20 protein-coding genes, 1 pseudogene and 1 riboswitch are annotated in these 18,902 nt (G+C 64.6%); of the genes and pseudogenes, 7 read left to right on the top strand and 14 right to left on the bottom strand.

From position 1 onward, the window contains the following. The first annotated feature begins 30 nt into the window (after window positions 1-30). A complete protein-coding gene (locus QM612_RS00610) occupies window positions 31-492 on the top strand; it encodes a MarR family winged helix-turn-helix transcriptional regulator (protein WP_415251954.1) in 462 nt (153 codons plus the stop codon). On the opposite strand, the gene QM612_RS00605 is transcribed toward QM612_RS00610, so the two are convergent. From QM612_RS00605 to QM612_RS00565, 9 genes and pseudogenes are all read right to left on the bottom strand, one after another. Further along, window positions 489-1,721: a DUF3363 domain-containing protein gene (locus QM612_RS00605; RefSeq protein WP_415251967.1), complete on the bottom strand. Its 1,233-nt coding sequence runs from the start codon at window positions 1,719-1,721 to the stop codon at window positions 489-491. The genes QM612_RS00610 and QM612_RS00605 overlap by 4 nt on opposite strands. A 1,069-nt stretch (window positions 1,722-2,790) precedes the next feature. After that, a complete protein-coding gene (locus QM612_RS00600; RefSeq protein WP_415251953.1) occupies window positions 2,791-3,369 on the bottom strand; it encodes a hypothetical protein in 579 nt (192 codons plus the stop codon). After that, window positions 3,366-4,172: a lytic transglycosylase domain-containing protein gene (locus QM612_RS00595; RefSeq protein ID WP_415251952.1), complete on the bottom strand. Its 807-nt coding sequence runs from the start codon at window positions 4,170-4,172 to the stop codon at window positions 3,366-3,368. The genes QM612_RS00600 and QM612_RS00595 overlap by 4 nt, the downstream gene beginning before the upstream one ends. A gap of 3 nt (window positions 4,173-4,175) precedes the next feature. Continuing rightward, window positions 4,176-4,508 (bottom strand): DUF736 domain-containing protein, encoded by a 333-nt coding sequence (locus QM612_RS00590; protein ID WP_415251951.1) that lies wholly within the window; start codon window positions 4,506-4,508, stop codon window positions 4,176-4,178. Window positions 4,509-4,546: 38 nt separating this feature from the next. Next, complete coding sequence (locus QM612_RS00585; RefSeq protein ID WP_415251950.1) at window positions 4,547-5,092, bottom strand: S26 family signal peptidase; 546 nt, start codon at window positions 5,090-5,092, stop codon at window positions 4,547-4,549. Beyond that, window positions 5,089-5,607, bottom strand: coding sequence for a DUF2840 domain-containing protein (locus QM612_RS00580; RefSeq protein ID WP_415251949.1), 519 nt, complete (start codon window positions 5,605-5,607; stop codon window positions 5,089-5,091). Before QM612_RS00580 ends, QM612_RS00585 begins: the two co-directional genes overlap by 4 nt. Then, a complete protein-coding gene (locus QM612_RS00575; protein ID WP_415251948.1) occupies window positions 5,604-7,088 on the bottom strand; it encodes a DNA cytosine methyltransferase in 1,485 nt (494 codons plus the stop codon). Before QM612_RS00575 ends, QM612_RS00580 begins: the two co-directional genes overlap by 4 nt. Before the next feature lie 239 nt (window positions 7,089-7,327). After that, window positions 7,328-8,161, bottom strand: a pseudogene (locus QM612_RS00570) (replication initiator protein A); the annotation flags it as partial. Next, entirely contained in the window at window positions 8,162-8,434 is a 273-nt protein-coding gene (locus tag QM612_RS00565; RefSeq protein WP_415251947.1) for a helix-turn-helix transcriptional regulator, read from the bottom strand. Window positions 8,435-8,891: 457 nt separating this feature from the next. On the opposite strand from QM612_RS00565, the gene QM612_RS00560 reads away from it, so the two are divergent. Next, a complete protein-coding gene (locus QM612_RS00560) occupies window positions 8,892-9,179 on the top strand; it encodes a DNA -binding domain-containing protein (protein WP_415251946.1) in 288 nt (95 codons plus the stop codon). Between the two features lie 89 nt (window positions 9,180-9,268). After that, window positions 9,269-9,652, top strand: coding sequence for a cytochrome c (locus QM612_RS00555; RefSeq protein ID WP_415251945.1), 384 nt, complete (start codon window positions 9,269-9,271; stop codon window positions 9,650-9,652). A gap of 26 nt (window positions 9,653-9,678) precedes the next feature. Here QM612_RS00555 and QM612_RS00550 read toward each other — a convergent pair whose 3' ends face one another. The 4 genes from QM612_RS00550 to QM612_RS00535 all read right to left on the bottom strand — a co-directional run bounded on the left by QM612_RS00550 (window position 9,679) and on the right by QM612_RS00535 (window position 12,034). Then, entirely contained in the window at window positions 9,679-10,155 is a 477-nt protein-coding gene (locus QM612_RS00550) for a DUF2285 domain-containing protein (protein WP_415251944.1), read from the bottom strand. 91 nt (window positions 10,156-10,246) lie between these two features. After that, entirely contained in the window at window positions 10,247-10,462 is a 216-nt protein-coding gene (locus tag QM612_RS00545) for a transcriptional regulator domain-containing protein (protein ID WP_415251943.1), read from the bottom strand. A gap of 254 nt (window positions 10,463-10,716) precedes the next feature. Beyond that, window positions 10,717-11,247, bottom strand: a complete 531-nt coding sequence (locus QM612_RS00540) for an antirestriction protein ArdA (protein ID WP_415251942.1) — start codon at window positions 11,245-11,247, stop codon at window positions 10,717-10,719. Window positions 11,248-11,608: 361 nt separating this feature from the next. Continuing rightward, window positions 11,609-12,034: a hypothetical protein gene (locus QM612_RS00535; RefSeq protein WP_415251941.1), complete on the bottom strand. Its 426-nt coding sequence runs from the start codon at window positions 12,032-12,034 to the stop codon at window positions 11,609-11,611. Window positions 12,035-12,299: 265 nt separating this feature from the next. Here QM612_RS00535 and QM612_RS00530 point away from each other — a divergent pair, with 265 nt between their 5' ends. Then, entirely contained in the window at window positions 12,300-14,387 is a 2,088-nt protein-coding gene (locus QM612_RS00530) for a tetratricopeptide repeat protein (RefSeq protein WP_415251966.1), read from the top strand. A gap of 9 nt (window positions 14,388-14,396) precedes the next feature. On the opposite strand, the gene QM612_RS00525 is transcribed toward QM612_RS00530, so the two are convergent. Beyond that, the gene (locus QM612_RS00525; RefSeq protein ID WP_415251940.1) at window positions 14,397-15,185 is read right to left on the bottom strand and encodes a M23 family metallopeptidase; all 789 of its coding nucleotides are present in this window, start codon (window positions 15,183-15,185) and stop codon (window positions 14,397-14,399) included. Window positions 15,186-15,287: 102 nt separating this feature from the next. Next, a riboswitch (SAM riboswitch) is annotated at window positions 15,288-15,416 on the top strand. A gap of 34 nt (window positions 15,417-15,450) precedes the next feature. Between QM612_RS00525 and metX the strand changes: the two genes are divergently transcribed. From metX to QM612_RS00510, 3 genes are read left to right on the top strand one after another with little or no spacing between them, the layout of a single operon-like run. Further along, window positions 15,451-16,599 carry a homoserine O-succinyltransferase MetX gene (gene metX, locus QM612_RS00520; RefSeq protein ID WP_415251965.1) on the top strand — a complete coding sequence of 383 codons (1,149 nt, stop codon included), beginning with the start codon at window positions 15,451-15,453 and terminating at the stop codon, window positions 16,597-16,599. Continuing rightward, window positions 16,596-17,816, top strand: coding sequence for an O-succinylhomoserine (thiol)-lyase (locus QM612_RS00515; protein WP_415251939.1), 1,221 nt, complete (start codon window positions 16,596-16,598; stop codon window positions 17,814-17,816). Before metX ends, QM612_RS00515 begins: the two co-directional genes overlap by 4 nt. After that, window positions 17,813-18,898, top strand: a complete 1,086-nt coding sequence (locus tag QM612_RS00510; protein WP_415251938.1) for a homoserine dehydrogenase — start codon at window positions 17,813-17,815, stop codon at window positions 18,896-18,898. The genes QM612_RS00515 and QM612_RS00510 overlap by 4 nt, the downstream gene beginning before the upstream one ends. Window positions 18,899-18,902: the final 4 nt, after the last annotated feature.

Here is an 18,902-nt window from a genome sequence, read left to right as displayed (position 1 = left end):
AACTCTAATACCATGCGCAAGGAGATTCCGATGGTTGCCGTTCCCGAGGTAGGTGAAGGCAAGCGTGGCCTTGACGGTCATCTGGGATATTTGCTGCGTCAGGCCGCAAACGCGCTTCGTCTCGCCATGGAGAGGGCGCTTGCCGATCTGGATGTGACGCCGCCGCAGTTTACGGTCCTCACCATGCTCGCGGCCTATCCAGGATGTTCAAGCGCCGATCTGGCGCGCCTCTGCCTACTGACGCCTCCAACCATCACGGTCATTATTGGAAATCTCGAAAAGCGGAGCTTGATTAGCCGCCATGCCCATGCTTCGCACGGCCGTATCAGGCAGATCGAAGTGACCCCGGCAGGTCATGAACTCCTCGCGGCCTGTCGTCAGCGGGTTCACGCAACAGAGGCCCGTTTGGTCGATGATTTCTCGGACGGCGAGCAAGCTGGGGTGCGACGCTGGCTAAGCACCATCGCAAAAACACTTTCACAGGATGCCTAAAGCCCAAGACCTCTCTGCCGCCCCAACTGCCATGAAACCGATCCGCCTTGCACGACGCCCATGACCTCGCGGCCGAGCTGGCGGTCGATGACCGGCCGCCATGGGACAAGGGTGAACTCGTGGCTCTGCTCGACCACGGCGAACTTGCCGCTGGTTAGCTGCACGGTCCCGGTGAACTTGCCGCTGACGGTTTCGCCGTCTGTCGCGGCGCGGAACGGTAGCGCCTTGCTCGCGGCGATCTCCGCGCCGACGCTGGCAACCTCGCGCTCGCGCAGGGTGGCGAGAAGATTGCGCCGGTAGAAGGTTCGGCCGTCTCGGCTGCGGCTGGCGTCGCCCTGGTCGATATGATGTTCGCGCCGCTGGTCCATCGCCTCGCGCACCTGTTGGCCGAAGCCGGCCGATGCAAGGTCGGATGCGTCGGGCAACACCAAGCGCCGGTCCAGCCAGGTCGCCCCGTCCGCGCCGATCTGCTTCTCAAGGTCGAGCACCGAAAGCACGCGAACGCTGGCCTGCCGGTTGCGGCTGCCATCGTAGGCCGTGGCGCGGCTCTCGAAATCTTCGGGGATGCGCCATTGATCCGTGTCGATCCGCTCGACGATCCCGGCGCGGCGTAGCGCCTCCAGCCGGCGCACATGTGCATCGACATAGCCCTCATAGTCGCCGCCTAGAACGCGACCCTCGAACTTCGCCCGTTCCAGATGGCGGCTCGGCCGATAAACGCCATCCTCGGCGATGGCGGCAATGGTCCGGTCAGACGGTCGCTGCGTCGTGTCGGCCGGTCCGATCTCGACCACGCTACCGATGCGGGCATCCTCGACGCGGGCCGGGTCGATGCCGGTGACATGATGAGTCCGGCCGTCAACGCCATCCACTACGACGGTCAGGTTTTCGCCCAGCTCGTCGGACAGATACTTATCGACGACGCGCCCGATGACGGGCGCCTCCGGCGGCCCGTCATGGATATGGAAGGTCATGGGATCGCGCTCCAGGCCATCGGCCTTTAGCGCCTTGTGCATGTTGCGGATGATGTCGCCGCGCTCGCCCAGCTCGCGCAAAGTCGGCTCCATGTCCTTGCTCAACTCCCAAACGCCCGGCGCATGTGGGGTTGCCAGTCCCATCTTCTCCAGCTTGGCGAGACGGCGCAGGCGCAGTGTTCGATTGAACTGCCGCCTCGGCTCGGCAGGTTCATGGCGAAGGTCAAGGAACCGCTCGTCGGCTTCCTCCGTCATGGCGCGGTCGATGCGGGTGAAACGGTCCTGGTCGATTTCGGCAGACAGCTTGCGGCTCTGCTCGATCTCGGTCACGGGACCAAGCTCCAGCGTCGCTAGCTCGCTGGCCCGCTCGCGGATGCCGTTGGCGAGATAGTCGCCGTTGATGACAAGATTCTCGCCCAGGTCGTCCTTGCCCCGGACGATGACATGCACATGGGGGTGGCCAGTGTTGTAGTGATTGACCGCAACCCAATCGAGCCGCGTGCCAAGGTCGGCCTCGATCTGTTTCATGAGGTCGCGCGTGTGGGCGGTGAGGTCAGTCAGGTCCGCGCCGTCCTCCGGCGAGACGATGAACCGGAACTGATGCCGATCCTCCTTGCCGCGCTCAACGAAGGCGTCGCCATCGGCACGGTCCTCGGTCGCGGAATAGAGCTGGCCGCGCTCTCCGTCGCGCGATGTGCCGTCGCGCTGGATATAGCGCAGATGGGCCGCGGCCTTGCCGTTCCGGCCGGCGTCCTTGACGTAGCGGGTCTTGACGACGACGCGGCGCATTCCAGGCGCGCTGTGACGCCAGCCGCCCGACAAGGTGCGGGTGCGAACGAAGGCCGCACCGCGCCCGCGTTGCAGGCCCGGTCCTTTGGTCGAACGCGAGGCTTTGCCGCTCTTGCCGGTCGGGCTTTTGCCGGGGCGCTGTGCTGAACGTGGCGACGATCTGGACGGGCTGGCGCTATGCTGCCGGGCGATCTTCTTGGCCTGGCTGAAAAAGCTCTTGGTCTTGCCCGGCCGCGCGTCGGATCGGATGCGACCGGGCTTCGGCCGGAAGCGGTTTTCGTCGTCGGCGCTCAAGGATGCGCCTCCGGCCAAAAATCAAGGAAATCGGGCTTTCGGCGGCCGTAGTGCCGGCCGAAACCCAGCAAAGCCAAGGCTTTGCACAAGATCGCGGCACGCGGGATCAAAAAGCATGGTGCCGCTCGCGGCCCATCTAACCAGTGTGCAGACAACAACAATTTCAGAAATCCGGCCGACCTAGTGCCGGTTTCCTTTATCTTGCCCTCCGCTCCTTCGCCCCTTTCTGCCCCTCCGGCCCTCATGGCTCTGCTCCATCTGCTGCCTGATCCTGCACACCGATAGATGCAGCGATCCGCGCCACCGGCTCGCCCGGCAAAGCGAATTTGAGCCGCCATGTGCGCCACGCTTCCGCGACCGCTCCGCTGCCGGGAAACAGGTCGTCGAGCATGTCGTCGGGACGCGCCGCGACCATCTCGAAAGCCCAATGACAAACCGCTTCGGGCTTCGCGCCAGTGAGGCCACGGCGCAACGTGATGCTCTCCTGAATCCAGTCCCGCATCACCAGCCGCTTGCTGACGACGGGCTTTCGCGCGGCCTTCACGATGACCGGCTCCCACGCAAACGCGACGGGGATATTGCGCTTGAACGCCGCGAACCCCTTCACCCAGGCCATCCACCGTGCGCCCGTCCGCTCGACCAGCGGCGCAAGCGTCGCGATGGAGCGCGGCGTTGCGGCGGCGTGCAATATCCAGCCGTCATAGTCGTGCTCCAGCCGCTCGATCAGGCGCACATGATCGACCTCGCCGGCATAGTCGGGGTGATCGCGATAGAGGTGCGCGCAGCCGATATAGGGCGGGTCGGCATAGGCAATTTTCATCGCCGGTCCCGCTCCGAAACGGCGGCGAACAGGTCGCCGGATTGCGCGTTGGATGACGGCGCGACGGTCGCCCGGCTGTCGTTCGGCCGCACGATAAAAAGCGGTGCTTCGCGCCAGTCGGGCGGCGGCGCAGCCCGCCGCGCTGGTGAATCGGACGCCACCGCGCCGCCAAGGATCGGCGCGAGCGCGGCGACGTAGGCGCGTGTCTCGGCGGGCAGCGGGCGGCCGGTCGAACGGTGCTCGTCGTAGCGGCCGGGGCCGGCGTTGTAGGCGGCGAGCATCGCAGCGACGTTGCCGTAGCGATCCCACAATTCGCGCATGTAGGCGGCGCCAGCCATGATGTTGTCGCGCGGCTGATAGGGATCGCGGCCGAGCCGATAGCGGACGCGCAAGCCCGCCCAGGTGTCGGGCATGACCTGCATCAATCCCATCGCGCCGGCCGACGAAACCGCGCGCCTGTCGCCCGCGCTCTCGGCGCGCAACACGGCGCGAATCCAGCGTTCGGGAATGCCGAACCGCTGCGCCGCCTCCGCGATGTGATCCGCATGGGGATCGATGGCAACCGGGCGCGTGACCGGCGCGGATTGCGCGACCACGACGCCCGGCTCGGCGCAGATGGAAAACGCGCCCGCGAGCAACAGAACGGCGCAACGCCATGCCGCCCTGTCTCCGCCACGACGCCAGCCTGCCAGCGTGCTCGCTTCGGTAAAGGGTGCGCGCGAAGCGCCGGCCGTCCGGTCGTCGAGCGGGACGAAGGGATGAGACGGATTTGCCGCGAACAGAGGGATGAGAGGACCGCGCACCGATCAGCTCCGGTCCTCGCGCGCCCGTGGCCGCTTCCAGGCGAGCCGGAAGGTGCGCCCCTCGTCGTCGGCCTGGAACAGCGCCGGGCGAAACAGCGCGGGGAAAAGCGGGCTGTCGATCTCCAGGGCGATGTAATCTCCGGCGCGTTCGCCGACACGTTTCCAGCCGCCGCCGATTTCGGGACCGTCCTCGTCGTCGAGATGGACGCGGTAGGCCGGCGCATTGTCGGCGTCGCTCGGTTCGGTTTCGACGAGCGCGATAGCCTCGTTGATTCCGAACAGCCGGACGCGGCCGGCATAGCCGTTGGCGGTGGGTTCAAAGATATTGGCAGGCATTGGCAGTCTCCTTCTGGTCGGTTGGGGGAAGTGCGAAGTCAGCGCGTCGGCGCGCGCCACTCGTAGCGGCCGACGCCTTCCTCATCGGTCCAGAGCGGGACCGCGCGACCGATGATCTGGTCGGTGGAAATCAGCCCGAAATATCTGCCGTCGAGGCTGTCGCGGACCTGCCAGTTCATCAGGAAGATTTCGCCGGTATGGATGCGCTGGCAGCCCTGCCAGACGGGCAACTCGCGGCCGATCCGGTCACGGTCGAGCGCGACGCCGGCAATGATGCCATCGACGGTGACGACATGCCCGGACCTGCAAACAGTCTGGCCGGATACGGCGCGCACGCGCTTCAACAGAGGCACGCCCTTCGGCAGATAGCCGCGCTCGTCAAGAAAGGTCGCGAGCGGTTCGGGCGCATCGACGGCGACAAGATCAGTCACCTCGAACGGGCCGTCGAAGTCGATTGTGTAGAAGCCGATTGGCGCGCTCGCCGATGCGTTCCAGATGAGCTTGATCGGCATCGGCGTGAGGCCAGGATAGCCGACGCCAATGGCTGCGAGCGCGGTTGCGATAAGGAGGCCGGCGCGCGTCATGGGCCGATCCTCCGTCGCCCGATCCATGCCGCATGTCGCTCCGGCGTGTAGGCGCTCGGCTCCAGATTGGCGGATAGGCGGTTGTGCGCGTGCCGCCAGTAGTCCGGCGATACGTCGGTCGGATCGAGGCCCAGGGCTTCCACGGCGTCGATGACGGCAAGCGCGCTCTGAACCTTCTGCCAGCCGTCGAGACGCAAGAGGATTTCGCCGCCAGGGCGCACGAAGGGCAGCGTTTGATAAGGCTCGCCCCGGCCGATGGCGCGAACAATGTCGATGCGGGAAATGATCGTGCCGTGCTCGCCGTTCGCCCACCGGACGAAGGCAAAGATGCTCTCCGGCGCGAAGCCGACGACGCTGCGGCGACGGTCGATGATCTGTTCGTAGCTTTTGCGGCCGAAGCGTATCCAGTGCTCGACCTTGCGTTTGTCGAAGGTCAGCTCGACCAATGTGGTGAAGGGCGCGGGTCCGTCCGGCAGCGGACGGCCGTGCGCGCTGCGATGGGCGCGGCGGGTCATTGTTCGTCTCCGGGAATGTCGTGAGAGGCGCGCAGGAACACCGCGTCGAGCGCGGCTTCGGTGCGCAGGATGGCGCGGCCGATAGCTTCGGGGATTTGCGGGAGAACGGCGTCGCCGAAGGCTTCGACGATCAGGCTGGCAGCAGAAGTCCCTTTGCGACTGCCGAGCGCAATGCGCGTGTCAGCCACCCAGGCGGAAAGCCCATCATCCAGCCGTAGGTGATGGGCAAAGCCGCCGTTCCAGTCAGGCCACGGCTCTGCAACATCACCGCCAGCGCCCGCGCTCCCGCCCATTTCTGGATCGACGATGGCGCCAATTGGTTCGCCGTCGCTGTCGGCGTCGAGGCTATCATCGCCCCGCTCATCACCGCGTCCATCGTCGGCGATTTCCGCCGCTCGTAGGCCGGACTCCAGCTGTCCATGCGGCTGTCCCGTTTCGTCGGCGTCGGCAGAATCGCCGCGGCGTGACGGAGCAGGTTCGGCGTGTCGATCTGCGCTTTCGCGCCGTTCGACCGCTTGCCCGTTTCGATCTCCTGCGCATTCAACCTGCGACCGCCGTTCGGCTTCACCGGGGTCGGCATCATGCCCGCATGGTGGCTGGCATGACCCTGCAACTGGCTCAACACATCGCCCCGACCACCCCGATCCGCATCCGATTTCCTCGGCGTCGCGAGGATCATCCGTAGCGGATATGTCGATGCCGCTCCGCCGCCCGCGCCATTCGTCATTCCGTCCGTCGCCATCGGCGTGGGGAGTGGGCGATTGCGGAACAGGTCGAGCAACCCCGATTCCTTCAAGGCTTTCCGCGCCGCTGATCCGCCCTCCAGACGTATGCCGCCTTGCTGAGATTGAGCCACTGGCGTCGGAAGCGAAGCGTGGTGCAATGCTTCGGTCATTGTCGGGTGTCGATTGCTTGCGAACCCGCCTGATCGTCGACCGATCTTGCTGATTGGCGTTCCAACAATGCCGGGCAAGCTGTTCGGGGTCGTAGCCGATGAGCCATGATCGCTTGCGAACATGGTTGGCGCCGACATTTTCAGCACCCACCACGCACGGTTCGCAGGCGTAGCCGAGCGTTTCCAGTGCATCGAGAAGCCGGTCAGCGCCGCGAGTTCGGAGATTAGGGCTATTCTCAAAAGCGAACCAGCGAGGTCGGCAATCTCCGACAAGGCGGACGGCTTCGAGGTAGAGGCCGGAACGCTCGCCGTCGATGCCTTTCCCTTTTGTGTTGGCGGTGCTGATGTCCTGGCACGGCGGGCTGCCGACGATGATGTCGGGAAGGATTCCAAGGTCGGAAACAAGTCGAGCTGCCGTAACGGCACGCACGTCGTCGTAGAGTCTGACATGGGGATTGTTCTCTGCGTAAAGGATGCGCCGCCATTCGATGATTTCGCAGGCGGCGACGGTGACGAAGCCGGCACGGTGAAGGCCAAGCGACCATCCTCCCGCCGCTGCGCTGAACAGGTCGAGCGCGCGCATCATGGCTCGCCCCTTCGGGTCGAACCGGCACCACGCATCGCGTGCGCGCGCGTCAAAGAAAAAGAGTTAGATTCTCTGTTAGATAAGTTAGCGGTCGGATTCCGCGTTTCAGGCCAAAGCGTTAGCTGTGGTTCGTGCGCCTGATCTGCCGATAGTGGTGCGCCTGATGTGCCGATACCCCGTGCGCCTGATCTGCCGATGGTATTCACACCCTTTTCAACAGGCACTGTGGACAAATTTTCGGGGCGGATGCGCAGCAACTCGCGGCCGTCTTCTCGCTCGATCTGGAGCCGGTAGCCTGGGAGCGGCTGACGGGCTGCGATGCGGCGTAGGTCGAGCGCAAAATCGGACGGCCGCGCGAGGCTGCCGGATTTCTGATGAAGATGCGCGACCTCGAAAATCCAGCCATGGCGCTGGTGGCCGGCGTGCTTCCTGGCGACGCGGTAAAGCCACCGCTCGATCCCGCCCGTGAGCCGGAAATAGGCCGGGTCGATGGTGAGGACGAGCGAGCGATCAATGACGCTGTTGTAGAACCATTCGGGCAGGACGAACTCCATGCCCTCGACGCGACCGGCGCGCGTCGTCATTTCCTCCCACTCGTTGATCCATGAGAATTGCCGGCGACGCCAATGCGTGCCGTTGCGGATCGTGGTGGCGATGACGGTCGATTGCAGGCGCGCGAGCGCGGCTTTCAGCAACAGATATTGATGGTTGCCGGTCGGTCGGCCGATGGCGCGCAACAGGTGATAGGGCGTGAAGCGGAAAAAGCGCGACGTGCGCAGGCCGTCGTTCTCGGCCGCGACGATCTGCGAGGCAGCCCAAATCAGAACATCGGCGTCCCATATGGTCGCCATGCCGTGTTCGGGCATTCCGAACACCTGAACCTCCACATCGGCGGCTTTGTAGAAAATCGGCTTGGTGCGCGGCGTTTTCGCCAGGGAAAAGAACGGCCGCTCCATCAAGTCGCGCTGGTCGCGCGGGGCGGCGTCGCCGGTCGCGACTACGAAGGGGTCGAGGCGGCTGCGTTCGCTGTCCTCGGCCGGCTGCGCGGGGCTATGGTCGTCATCGCGCAGCATTCAGCAATCGCCCAGCTCTTTGGGCGTGAGCGGACGCGCGGGAAATACGGTGCCGGCGTTCTTGTCGCGCGTGGATTTCCGGGTGCCGACCGCGCTCCAGTCTTCAAGGTCGCGGACGGTGTAGAGGACGCGGCCGCCGATCTTGCGATAGGTCGGGCCGGTGCCGTAGGTGCGATGTTTCTCTAGGGTGCGGATGGACAAGCCGAGAAAGCGCGCGGCTTCCTGGGTGCGCAAAAGGCGCGGCGGCAGGTCCGCATTGCGGCGGATGGCCATAGGATCACCTCTGGTTCGTCGATGTGGCCGCCGAAAACTTCGGCGGGCTGTGGCGAACCATGGCGAGGGATCGGCGACGGGTAGCGTGCCGCATTTGCGCCTATGCGCTGGCGGCACCCCCTATCAGAACGAAAAGACGTGAGTTTTCAGCGGCTCCTTGCCGGTCACATCGAATAGGCAAAGACATTTCCGCCTGTTTCGGGTAAGGCTGGCTAAGGAGCAGTGACGCGCTGCTCCGGGGGCGTAGTAACCCCTGACTAGCGGTTGGTGTCGGCCGTGACGGCACCACACTCCTTGACCCTATGGTCGGGGAGCCTGTGGCGTATGCAACAGGTTCTTCGAACTAAAGGCCATGGGGCCGTCTAGTCACGGTTACTAACTCCCCGATCACCAAGAGTCAGAGAGGATGTTTGCGGGGGCGCACCGCAGACAAACCCTCTCGATAAGGGGAATGGCCATGCGAGTGCCTGTAGAACTCGATCCCGATGTGGATGACGAAGCGCCGCGCGGGAACGACGTTACGCCCTACGACGAACAGCACCACGTCACCTATTGGCGTCTTCTCGATGCGAAAGCGGAAGGTGCGGATTGGCAGGAAGTCGCGCGGATTGTCCTGCATCGTGATCCGGTTGGCGAGGAAGCGCGGACGCGGCATTGTTGGGAAAGTCACCTCGCCCGCGCCGAATGGCTTTCACGCGTAGGCTATCGCCGAATCTTGGAGCAGGCGGTAGCAAAAGGTAACTGAAGGTTTGCGAGATTTATAAAACCTACGCTTTTTGAATTTCGCGAAATTTTCTGTATGTGGTGCGATGAGCATAGGACGCACGGAACACAATGAAGATCAAAGAAACGCTTCTCGCCGCGTTTGCCATAACAACGCTTTCGATCCCTTCCGCTTCCTTTGCAGACAGCGCGAATGGGCAGCGGATTTTTGTGCAGAGATGCGCCATGTGCCATGGAACTGATATTCGAGGCACAGGCCCGTTGGCCAGAAGAAGCGTTCCTCCCACGCCTGATCTTACAACGCCTGCATTCAAGAGACGCCTAGCCGATTATCCCGGCGTCATTGTTTCATCTGTAATACTCCGTCCAAACGGAGACCGTATTCCGAGGACGTTGCGAGAAAATGGCGTAAGACTGCCTGCGTTCACATGGACGGTTCAGGGTTTTCGCGATCTAAACGAGTATATGACTGGAGTAATTTCCAGAAGCAGATGACTATACCGTCGTTGGATACCTGATTGTTATTGGTTATTGGGCTTGATCGGATAGTGCAGCAAGAGGCGGTAGCCGCCCCGCATCATTTTCAGCCCGTGGGCTACCAGACGACGAGCTTGGTTCTTGCGTGGATCGACCTCCCAATCTTCTTTGCTACCGCGAAAACCAAGCAACACCTCCGCAATGGTTCGATAGCTCTCGCCTCGCAAGCGGGCGTCGAGCGCGCGCAGGGACAGGATATGAAACCGCCGGAGCTGCGTCGGCATGGTGCGGAAGTCTGCGCCAGGCGCGCGCCCATTGAGGGATCGCCAAAGACGGCGGGCGGCATGGGCGCGAAGCTCCATATAGGAATCCATCGGTAGGGATACGGCATAGAAGCCGGCTGCATCGGGCACGGCCTGGGGCAGCCAGAATTGATGCGTGACGCCATCGACATGCCAGAGGCCATGCCATCCGTCCGCCGCGTGCCGTAGGTCGAGGCCGGACAGATGCGCCAGCGTCACGATAGGCTCCGTTTTCCCGTCACGATGCTGCACCGGAGACAGGAGAACCGCTTGCGGCTGAAGGCTCGGAATCCAGAACAGGGATTGCCGGTCAGGTGGGGTTTCGGGGTCGCACGGGAAATCGCAACCCCCATCGTTGCGAGAATGCGTCCAGCTCGCTCGCGGTCGGCTCCTTCATGTGTGATATGGTCTGAAAGTCGCGATGATAATCCTCATGGCGACGAAGATATTCCCAGGCGAAACCGGCGGGGGGAATGGCTTTCGCGTGCCCGTAAGCCCCCGGCGCACGCCAATCAACGCGAAGCATGGCGCACCCTCTCTACTCACGGGCGAACGAGACAACGCCCGGATAGAGAGTTTCCGAAACTGTAGAAACGGGAAGTAGCCGGTATGACGCGAAATGTTGTTCGTGTCGGTCAGAACCTTGCTGTTTAACTATTATTAACGGTGCTTTCCCGATTTGGCCAGTCGTTCAAATTGGGTATTCTCGCGCGCATCTAAATAATTGCGGGACGCCTTGGATTTGCTTTGCCTGGCGGTGCAGGCAAAGCAAATCAGCCCCTAGCAGTTGGAAAAAACATGCACCTCGTCACGCGCGGTTTCGATGATGAAAAACTCGCCGCTCATTTCGGCGTCGCGCGCCATCGCCTCCCAATCAATGTAATAGCGCAGAGCTTCGGGGATCGTGACGCCGCTTTCGACAGTCAACTCCTCCATGTAGTCGGCAAGGCTGGCGTGCTGTCCATGATAGCAGTCCTGCAAGGCGGTTTCGGCCTGGTCGATGTCGCCGACGAATTGCTCCAGCAAACCCGCACCTAGCGCGCCATGCTCGGCGATGAACGCGCCCATCCGCGCCACGCTCTCGATGCTGGCGTATTCCCTGATGGTGACGCCTTCAAAGCCCTCGTAGTCATGAATGGCATATTCTTCCGCGCCCTTGATCGGCGAACGCGCGAGCATGGCGGAAATCTCGTCCCTGATCTCGTCGGCGTCCTGATCCACGTCGATCCAGGCACCATGCAGATAGCCGTTGTTGTAGGCTGCAAGGCAGGCAACATAGATGCGGGGATTGCTATCGGCTGCGCTGGTCATGTCTCTGTTCCTTCGGGTTTGGGGTTCAGAGCAGCGAAGCGCCGCTCCTGAACCCTTGCCCGTCGGCGAGACCGGGGTAGTAAGGTGCCAGGAAAGTCTTTGGCACCGTGGAATAAATGGAGGGGACCCGCTTGCGGGGAGCGGGCCGTTTATGCCGCGAAAGGCCAAAGAGTTTTCTTGCGCCGCGCGAGGGCAGCGCCCTTAGCAATCTTCTTCATAACGATCAGATGAGACGCGGCGGCAGCCGCGCCGGCCCGGAGGCGAACGCGCCCCCCAAATAGCGCCGTAGTGAGCCGGAGGGCCGCCAGTGACAAAGCCCCGGCGCTTTAGCGCCGGGTCAATTTGATATTATGTCGTTGGTTTAGCGAACGGGCGCAGGCCCACCGGCCGAAGGTGCTGCCAGTCGCAGCAAGGCGGAAATCCCGACAAAGCCGCCGCCGATAATGCAGAAGATTTGCCGCCAGATTTCGGACGGGACCGATTCCTTGGTGACACCGTGGACAAGCGCATAACCAGCCACGGCGGCGGGCGCTGCGAAGATCAGCGCCACGACGAGGCGCAGGATCGGGGAGCGTAATGAGTCAAAGAGAAGTGCCAGGATGCCGAAGGCGGCACCGGCCGCGACCAAGCCGACCAATCCCGCGCCGATCAAGCCGGAGCCGGTGTGATAAGCGAACTGCGCGGCCGTCAATCCAAGCATGAAGGGCAGCGCATAGACCGCGAGCGTATAGGCCGCGACGCAAAGCATCGCGATCAGGATAACGCTCATCAGCATCACAACGGCCATGGCTCTGCTCCTTACCGGCTGACGCGGTTTGCTCGTGTTTTGCTCCTTCGCGCGGCGACGTGCCTATGATGCCGGTCCCTCTCTACGCTGTCGATGGGGAACGTGGCTTCGGCGAACAAGCGTGCGTAAAACGCGAAACCAAATGTTTTCGGCCGAAAACCCGCTTTCATTTCAGCGGGTTCCGACCGATCTTCATGGCTCATTTTGGAGGGCTATGGAGTAAATGTAGTTATCATCATCGCCCGGCGCGGCGCGCGGCCCCGATCTGCGCGGCCATCTGGAACGCGAACGCCCCGACCTGCGCGCGCGCATCACGTTATTGGCGAAGCTGGCGCGTGCGGTGCATTACGCGCACCAGCGCGGCATCGTGCATCGCGACCTGAAGCCATCCAACGTGCTGGTCGATGAACACGGCCAGCCGAAGATCCTCGACTTCGGCATCGCCCGCCTGCATGGCGACGAAGGCGACGGCGAAGGCATGACCCACGCCGGGCAGGTGATGGGCACCTTGCCCTACATGAGTCCGGAGCAGTTGGCCGGCAATGCGCGCGACGTGGATGCGCGCAGTGACGTGTATGCGCTGGGTGCGATGGGTTACGAACTGCTGTCCGGCCAGTTGCCGCATCCGCGCCTGTCCACCTCGACACTGTTCGAGGCGCTGGAAATCGTGCGCCGCGAAGACCCGCAGCCGCTGGGGCGTTTGAACCGCGATGCCGGCGGTGACCTGAATCTGGTGGTGATGAAGGCGCTGGCATCGGAACCTGACCAGCGCTACGCAACCGCTGCGGAACTGGCGGACGATCTGGAAGCAGTGCTGGACTCGCGCCCGGTGCGCGCACATGCGCCGACGCTGGCTTATCGCGCTGCGCGTTTCGTGCGCAGGCATCGCGCCCTCACCATCGCCGCCAGCATGGTGTTCGTGTCGCTGCTGGCGGCGACCATCGTCAGCGTCATCGCCGCGCAACATGCACGCGCCGCGCTGGCGCAGGCGCAGGCGCGTGCCAGTGAATTGGCGGCGGTGAATGGCTTCGTCGAAAACATGCTGACCGAGGCCGATCCCGAACGCGCGCAGGGCCGTGACCTGCGGGTGCGCGACATTCTCGACGTGGCGGCGGCGGAACTCGACGATTCCTCGCTGTCGCCAGGTGCGGTCGCGCGCCTGCAGCAGGTGCTGGGCGTGACATGGCTGGGCTTGGGTGACGGTGCGCGTTCGCGTGCGGCATTTGATGCCGCGCTGAAGCAGGAAGGCGTATCGGCATCGCTGCGTGATGAATTACTGCTGGGAAGCGCACGCAGCGCCATCGTGGCCGGTGACTACGAAGCCGGTGAGCGCGGGCTGGCAGCATTGCGTGCGCGTGGCGATGCACTGACGCCCACGCTGCGCATCGCGGTGGAGGAATCCGCTGCGGAACTGCTGCGCGAAACCGGCAAGCAGAAGGAAGCCGTGACCGCATTGCGTGAATTGTTGCCGCAGGCGCGCAAGCAGTTGGGCGAGGACGCGCAGCGTACGCTGGGTTTGCAACTGCAACTTGCATCCGCCCTGCAGCTTGATGGCGATTACGCCGCCGCGCTGGACGTGGTGCGCGATGCCGCGCAGCGGCATGCCCGCGTGTTCGGCGAACGGCATCCGCAGACACTGTTCGCGTGGAACCAGCTCGGCATCGTGGAGAACAAGCTGGGCCATGCCACGGAGGCAGAGGCCGCGTTCCGCCGCGCTGCCGAAGGCCGTCTTGCGGTATTGGGCGAAAACCATCCCGGCACGGTGATGAGCCAGCTCAATCTGGGGTCGTTCCTGATCGAACATGGCAATTCCGGCGAAGGCGTGCCGCTGGTGCGGCGTGCGAGTGCATGGCTGGATGCCAACCGCCCCGAGGGCGATGACAAGGCGCTGGTGGCGCGCAGCGTGCTGGCCTACGGGCTGGAGGATCAGGGTGATCTGGATGGCGCGGAACAGTTGCTGCGCGGTTTGCTTGCGGCGCAGCAGCGCCGGGGCGGGCCGGGTGCGCCAGACACGTTCGCGCCGCGCAACAACCTTGGCATGCTCTTGATGAAGCGCGGCAACCTGCGTGAAGCGCTGGCCGAGTTCGACACGCTTTCCGCGCAGGTGCGCGTGCGCCTTGGTGTGGATCATCCGTTTGCCGCCATCTTCGACAGCAATCGCGGCGAATGTCTTGCGCAACTGGGGCGTCTGGCCGAAGCCCGGCGCGTGCTGGAAGACAGCCACGCGCGGCTGCAGGCGCGCTTCGGCGCAGAGCATGCCCGCACCCGTACCGCCGCGCAGCGGCTGGCCGATGTGTACGGCAAACTCGGGATGCAGGCGCAGGCGGCGGCACTGCGCACATCGCTTCAGTAAAAGCGGCGGTCAGTGGGTCGTCAGCACGCCGTGCATGCGGAACGGGACAGACTGCAGGCGTCCGCCGCGATTGACCTGCACCACGAAGTGCAGGTGCGGCGCAGTGCTGTAGCCGGTATTGCCGGACATGCCGATGCGTTCACCGGCCTGCACCTGCTGGCCCGGCCGCACCAGCACACCGTCATGCGCGAGGTGCGCGTACAGCGCCATCGTGCCGTCGTCGTGCAGGATGCGGATGAAGTTGCTGCGCGCGGCATCGCGGCGATAGTCCAGCCCGTTGCCGTGGAAGCCGGCTTCGACCTGCATCACCGTGCCGGCGCGCGCCGCATGCACGGGTGTGCCGATGCCGGTGGCGAAGTCCAGCGCATGGCGGTTCTCGTCGTCGTGATGGCTGAACGCGCCTTCGAAGCCCTGATCGATGCGCATCTCCGGTTCGCGCAGCGGCGGCAGGTATTCGACATCGCGCGGACGTGCGTTCGAGCTGCCGGGTACGCCGGTCAGGCGCAGCTGCATCAATCCGTTGCGGCCACTGGCCGGTTTCAGCCGCGCCACCAACGCGCTGCCGCCTGCGGGAATGGACGCACGCGCGGGCAGCATCGGTTCGCTGGGTGGGGCGCTGCCGCTGCTTTCCAGCCGCACTTCCACTGGCCCGGCCAGCAGGTTGTCGGCCCATGCGAGGTAGTCGCCATCGCCGGGTTCGATCCGCAGATGGGCGACCACGCTGGCCGTCTCGTCCTGCGCCGTCGTGGGCGACGGGGCAAGCAGCAGGCCGGCCAGCAGCAGGGCGAATGTGCGCATGGCGGGCAGTATCCCCGATCCGTGTCATGACGATTGGTTATTAACATCGCTTCATCGGGATAAAGCGATTGACAGGCGTGGGTGCCGGCACCAAACTGCGCCCATCCATCGAGACCGGCTGAGGGACAGGCCCAAGGACGCCGGGGCAACCTGATGGATCGACCGCAGCGCGGCCGATCCCTCGCGGTGCCAAATCCTGCGGGGACCTGAGCGTCCACCGGAAGATGGTTGCGATGCCGCACCAAACGGCCCGCAGCACCGGCACCTGCCGGTTTCTTTCGGCTCCCCCGCAGAACTTCGATGGCAGTCCATCGGGAGTACTGCCGTGAGCCTTGCCGAACGCAACCAAGCCAGCCAGATCCAGCCCCAGGGTACGGGTGCTGACGGTGCGCGCGTGATGGCCGAAGACACCGACAGCGCCTGTTGTGGCGTGCTGGATGCGGTGCTGGCAACGCGCCATGCCGGCGTGCGCAAATTGCGCCTGCGCTATGAACTGGTTGGCCCGGCGGATGCACCGGTGGTGTTCGTGGCTGGCGGCATTTCCGCCAACCGCCACGTTGCCGCCAATGCGTTCGATGCCAGCCCCGGCTGGGCGCAAGGCCTGCTGGATGCAGGGCGCACGCTGGATCCGGCGAAGCTGCGCATCCTCGCGTTTGATTACGTGGGCGCGGACGGCAGCATCGACGCGCCCATCGACACCGCCGATCAGGCCGATGCCATCGCCATGCTGCTGGATGCCCTTGGCATCGACGTGCTGGAAGCCTTCGTTGGCTATTCCTATGGCGCGTTGACCGGCTTGCAACTTGCATCGCGGCACCCGGCCCGGCTGCGCAAGCTGGTCGCGGTCAGCGGCGCGCATCGCCCGCATCCGTATGCCGCCGCATGGCGCGCGTTGCAACGCAAGGCGGTTGCGCTGGGCCAGTTGCAGTGTGCGGACGAGCAGGGGCTGTCGCTGGCGCGGCAGTTCGCGATGCTGAGCTACCGCACGCCGGAGGAGTTCGAGGAACGCTTCGACGCGCCGCCCACGGTCAGCAACGGCCATGTGCGCGTTGCGGCGGAAGATTATCTGGACGCCGCCGGCGCGAAGTTCGTTGCCCGCGTGTCCGCCACCGCATGGCTGCGGCTGTCCGAATCCATCGACCTGCATCGCGTCGATCCGGCGTCGATCAAGATTCCGGTATCGGTGATCGCGGTGGAAGGCGACCGTCTGGTGCCGATGTCCGATGCCGCCGCGCTGGTGGAAGGCATCGGCCCCGGCGCGCGCCTGCGCGTGCTGCGTTCGCCCTACGGCCACGATGCCTTCCTGAAGGAAACCGACCGCATCGACGCGCTGCTTGCCGCAGAACTGCACGGCGCAAGCCGCCCCGCACCCATTCCCGCCCCCGCATTAGAGTCCATTGGAGTTTCCGTATGAGCACCAACGCCACCACGCATGCCGCCATTGACTGTCATCGCGCCACCCGCGCGGTGCGCGCCGGCATCGACCGTGACACTGCCTATGGCGCGGTGACGCCGCCGCTGGTGCTGTCCAGCAACTTCAGCTTTGCCGGCTTCGGCAACAAGCGGCAGTACGACTACACCCGCAGCGGCAACCCCACCCGCGACCTGCTGGGCGAAGCACTGGCCGAACTGGAAGGCGGCGCAGGCGGCGTTGTGACGGCCACCGGCATGGGCGCGGTGGCACTGGTGCTGAACGCGCTGTTGCAGCCGGGCGACACGCTGGTGGTGCCGCATGATTGCTATGGTGGCAGCTGGCGTCTGTTCAACGCGCTGGCGAAAAAGGGTGCGTTCACGCTGGTCACCTGCGACCTGACCGATCCGCGCGCGCTGGCCGATGCATTGCGCGCATCGCCGAAGCTGGTGTGGATCGAAACCCCGTCCAACCCGCTGCTGCGCATCACCGACCTGCGCTTCGTGATCGATGCCGCGCACAAGGCCGGCGCACTGGCGCTGGTGGACAACACCTTCCTGTCACCGGCGCTGCAGCGCCCGATTGCCGACTTCGACGCGGATTTCGTGCTGCATTCCACCACCAAGTACATCAACGGCCATAGTGACGTGGTGGGCGGCGCGGTGGTGTCGAAGGATGCCGCGCAGCATGAGCAACTGGCGTGGTGGGCGAATTGCCTGGGCCTGACCGGTTCGCCGTTCGACAGCTTCCTCACCCTGCGCGGCTTGCGCACGCTGGATGCGCGCCTGCGCGTGCATCAGGAAAACACGCAGGCGCTGGTCGATCTGCTGCACGGGCACCCGGCGGTGCGCGCGCTGCATTATCCGGGGTTGGCCTCGCATCCGGGGCATGCGCTGGCCGCGCGCCAGCAGCATGGTTTCGGCGCGATGCTGAGCCTTGAACTGGAAGGTGGCGAAGCCGAAGTGCGCGCTTTCGTCGATGGCCTTTCGTACTTCACGCTGGCCGAATCGCTGGGCGGCGTGGAAAGTCTGGTCGCGCATCCGGCCACCATGACGCATGCGGCGATGACGCCGGAAGCACGCGCCGCTGCCGGCATCTCCGATGGCCTGCTGCGGCTGTCGGTGGGCATCGAACATGCCGATGATCTGCTGGCCGACATCGAAGCCGCGCTTGCGCGCGTGCAGGCCGTTCGCGGAAAAGAGCGCAAGGCCGCGCCGTGAGTGCGTGCGTCGCCACCTTGCGCGGTGCCAGCGTGCAGCCGGCACGGGTGGCGCTGCTGGGTACCGGCACGGTGGGCAGCGCGGTGCTGGCGCGGCTGGCAGGTTGGTCGCAGACGCCGCTGGGCGAACGCTTGTCGCTGGTGCATGTCGGCAATTCGCGGCATGCCATCGGCAATCGCGATGGGCTGCCGCTCGACAACCATGACCTGCTGCTGCGCAACGCGCCAACGCCCGGTTCGCTGGATGTGGTGGAAGACGCGCTGGGGCGTGGTGGCGTGCGCATCGTCATTGATGCCACGGCGTCGGAACAGGTCGCCACCCGGCATGCAAGGTGGCTGGGCAACGGCATCCATGTCGTCACTGCCTGCAAGCTGGGGCAGGGCACGTCACTGGCGCGCTGGCAGGCGATCCGTGCGGCGCAGGTAGCCGCTGGCACCCGCTATGGCGACAGCGCCACCGTGGGCGCGGGCCTGCCGCTGCTGCGCAGCTTGCGCGCACTGCAGGCGGGCGGCGACCGCATCCATGCGATGGCCGGCGTGCTGTCCGGTTCGATGGCATGGCTGTGCAACGAATACGACGGCCTGCGTCCGTTCTCGGGCTATGTCCGGCAGGCGCGCGATGCCGGTTATACCGAGCCTGACCCGCGCGAAGACCTTTCCGGCGAGGACGTGCGCCGCAAGCTGCTGATCCTTGCGCGTGCCTCCGGTTTTTTGCTGGATGCAGAGGCCGTGCAGGTGCAGTCACTGGTGCCGGATGCATTGGCAGACTTGCCACGCGAACAGGTGGATGCGGCGCTGCCAGCACTGGATGCGCCACTGCGCGAACGCCATGCCGAAGCTCGCAGGAATGGCGAGAAGCTGCGTTTCATCGCGCGCCTGCAAGCTGGTGGACAGGCCACGGTGGGGCTGGAATCACTGCCCGCCGATCATCCACTGGCAGGTGGTGCCGGCACCGACAACAAGGTGGCGATCTGGTCGGATCGTTACAGCGAGCGCCCGTTGGTGATCCAGGGGCCGGGTGCGGGTGCGCAAGTCACTGCGGCTGCATTGCTGGACGACGTGCTGGCGATTCAATCGAGTTGAGCGC

Origin of the sequence: Thermomonas sp., assembly GCF_047606765.1 — a bacterium.
GTDB lineage: Bacteria > Pseudomonadota > Gammaproteobacteria > Xanthomonadales > Xanthomonadaceae > Thermomonas.
The sequence above is the reverse complement of the archived record's forward strand: the minus strand, read 5'-3'. Positions and strand labels throughout refer to the sequence as shown.

Coding starts and splice junctions, on each gene's coding strand:
- QM612_RS00610 (WP_415251954.1), top strand. CDS start 31: ATGGTTGCCGTTCCCGAGGTAGGTGAAGGCAAGCGTGGCCTTGACGGT.
- QM612_RS00605 (WP_415251967.1), bottom strand. CDS start 1,721: ATGACGGAGGAAGCCGACGAGCGGTTCCTTGACCTTCGCCATGAACCT.
- QM612_RS00600 (WP_415251953.1), bottom strand. CDS start 3,369: ATGAAAATTGCCTATGCCGACCCGCCCTATATCGGCTGCGCGCACCTC.
- QM612_RS00590 (WP_415251951.1), bottom strand. CDS start 4,508: ATGCCTGCCAATATCTTTGAACCCACCGCCAACGGCTATGCCGGCCGC.
- QM612_RS00585 (WP_415251950.1), bottom strand. CDS start 5,092: ATGACGCGCGCCGGCCTCCTTATCGCAACCGCGCTCGCAGCCATTGGC.
- QM612_RS00580 (WP_415251949.1), bottom strand. CDS start 5,607: ATGACCCGCCGCGCCCATCGCAGCGCGCACGGCCGTCCGCTGCCGGAC.
- QM612_RS00575 (WP_415251948.1), bottom strand. CDS start 7,088: ATGATGCGCGCGCTCGACCTGTTCAGCGCAGCGGCGGGAGGATGGTCG.
- QM612_RS00565 (WP_415251947.1), bottom strand. CDS start 8,434: ATGGCCATCCGCCGCAATGCGGACCTGCCGCCGCGCCTTTTGCGCACC.
- QM612_RS00560 (WP_415251946.1), top strand. CDS start 8,892: ATGCGAGTGCCTGTAGAACTCGATCCCGATGTGGATGACGAAGCGCCG.
- QM612_RS00555 (WP_415251945.1), top strand. CDS start 9,269: ATGAAGATCAAAGAAACGCTTCTCGCCGCGTTTGCCATAACAACGCTT.
- QM612_RS00545 (WP_415251943.1), bottom strand. CDS start 10,462: ATGCTTCGCGTTGATTGGCGTGCGCCGGGGGCTTACGGGCACGCGAAA.
- QM612_RS00540 (WP_415251942.1), bottom strand. CDS start 11,247: ATGACCAGCGCAGCCGATAGCAATCCCCGCATCTATGTTGCCTGCCTT.
- QM612_RS00535 (WP_415251941.1), bottom strand. CDS start 12,034: ATGGCCGTTGTGATGCTGATGAGCGTTATCCTGATCGCGATGCTTTGC.
- QM612_RS00525 (WP_415251940.1), bottom strand. CDS start 15,185: ATGCGCACATTCGCCCTGCTGCTGGCCGGCCTGCTGCTTGCCCCGTCG.
- QM612_RS00515 (WP_415251939.1), top strand. CDS start 16,596: ATGAGCACCAACGCCACCACGCATGCCGCCATTGACTGTCATCGCGCC.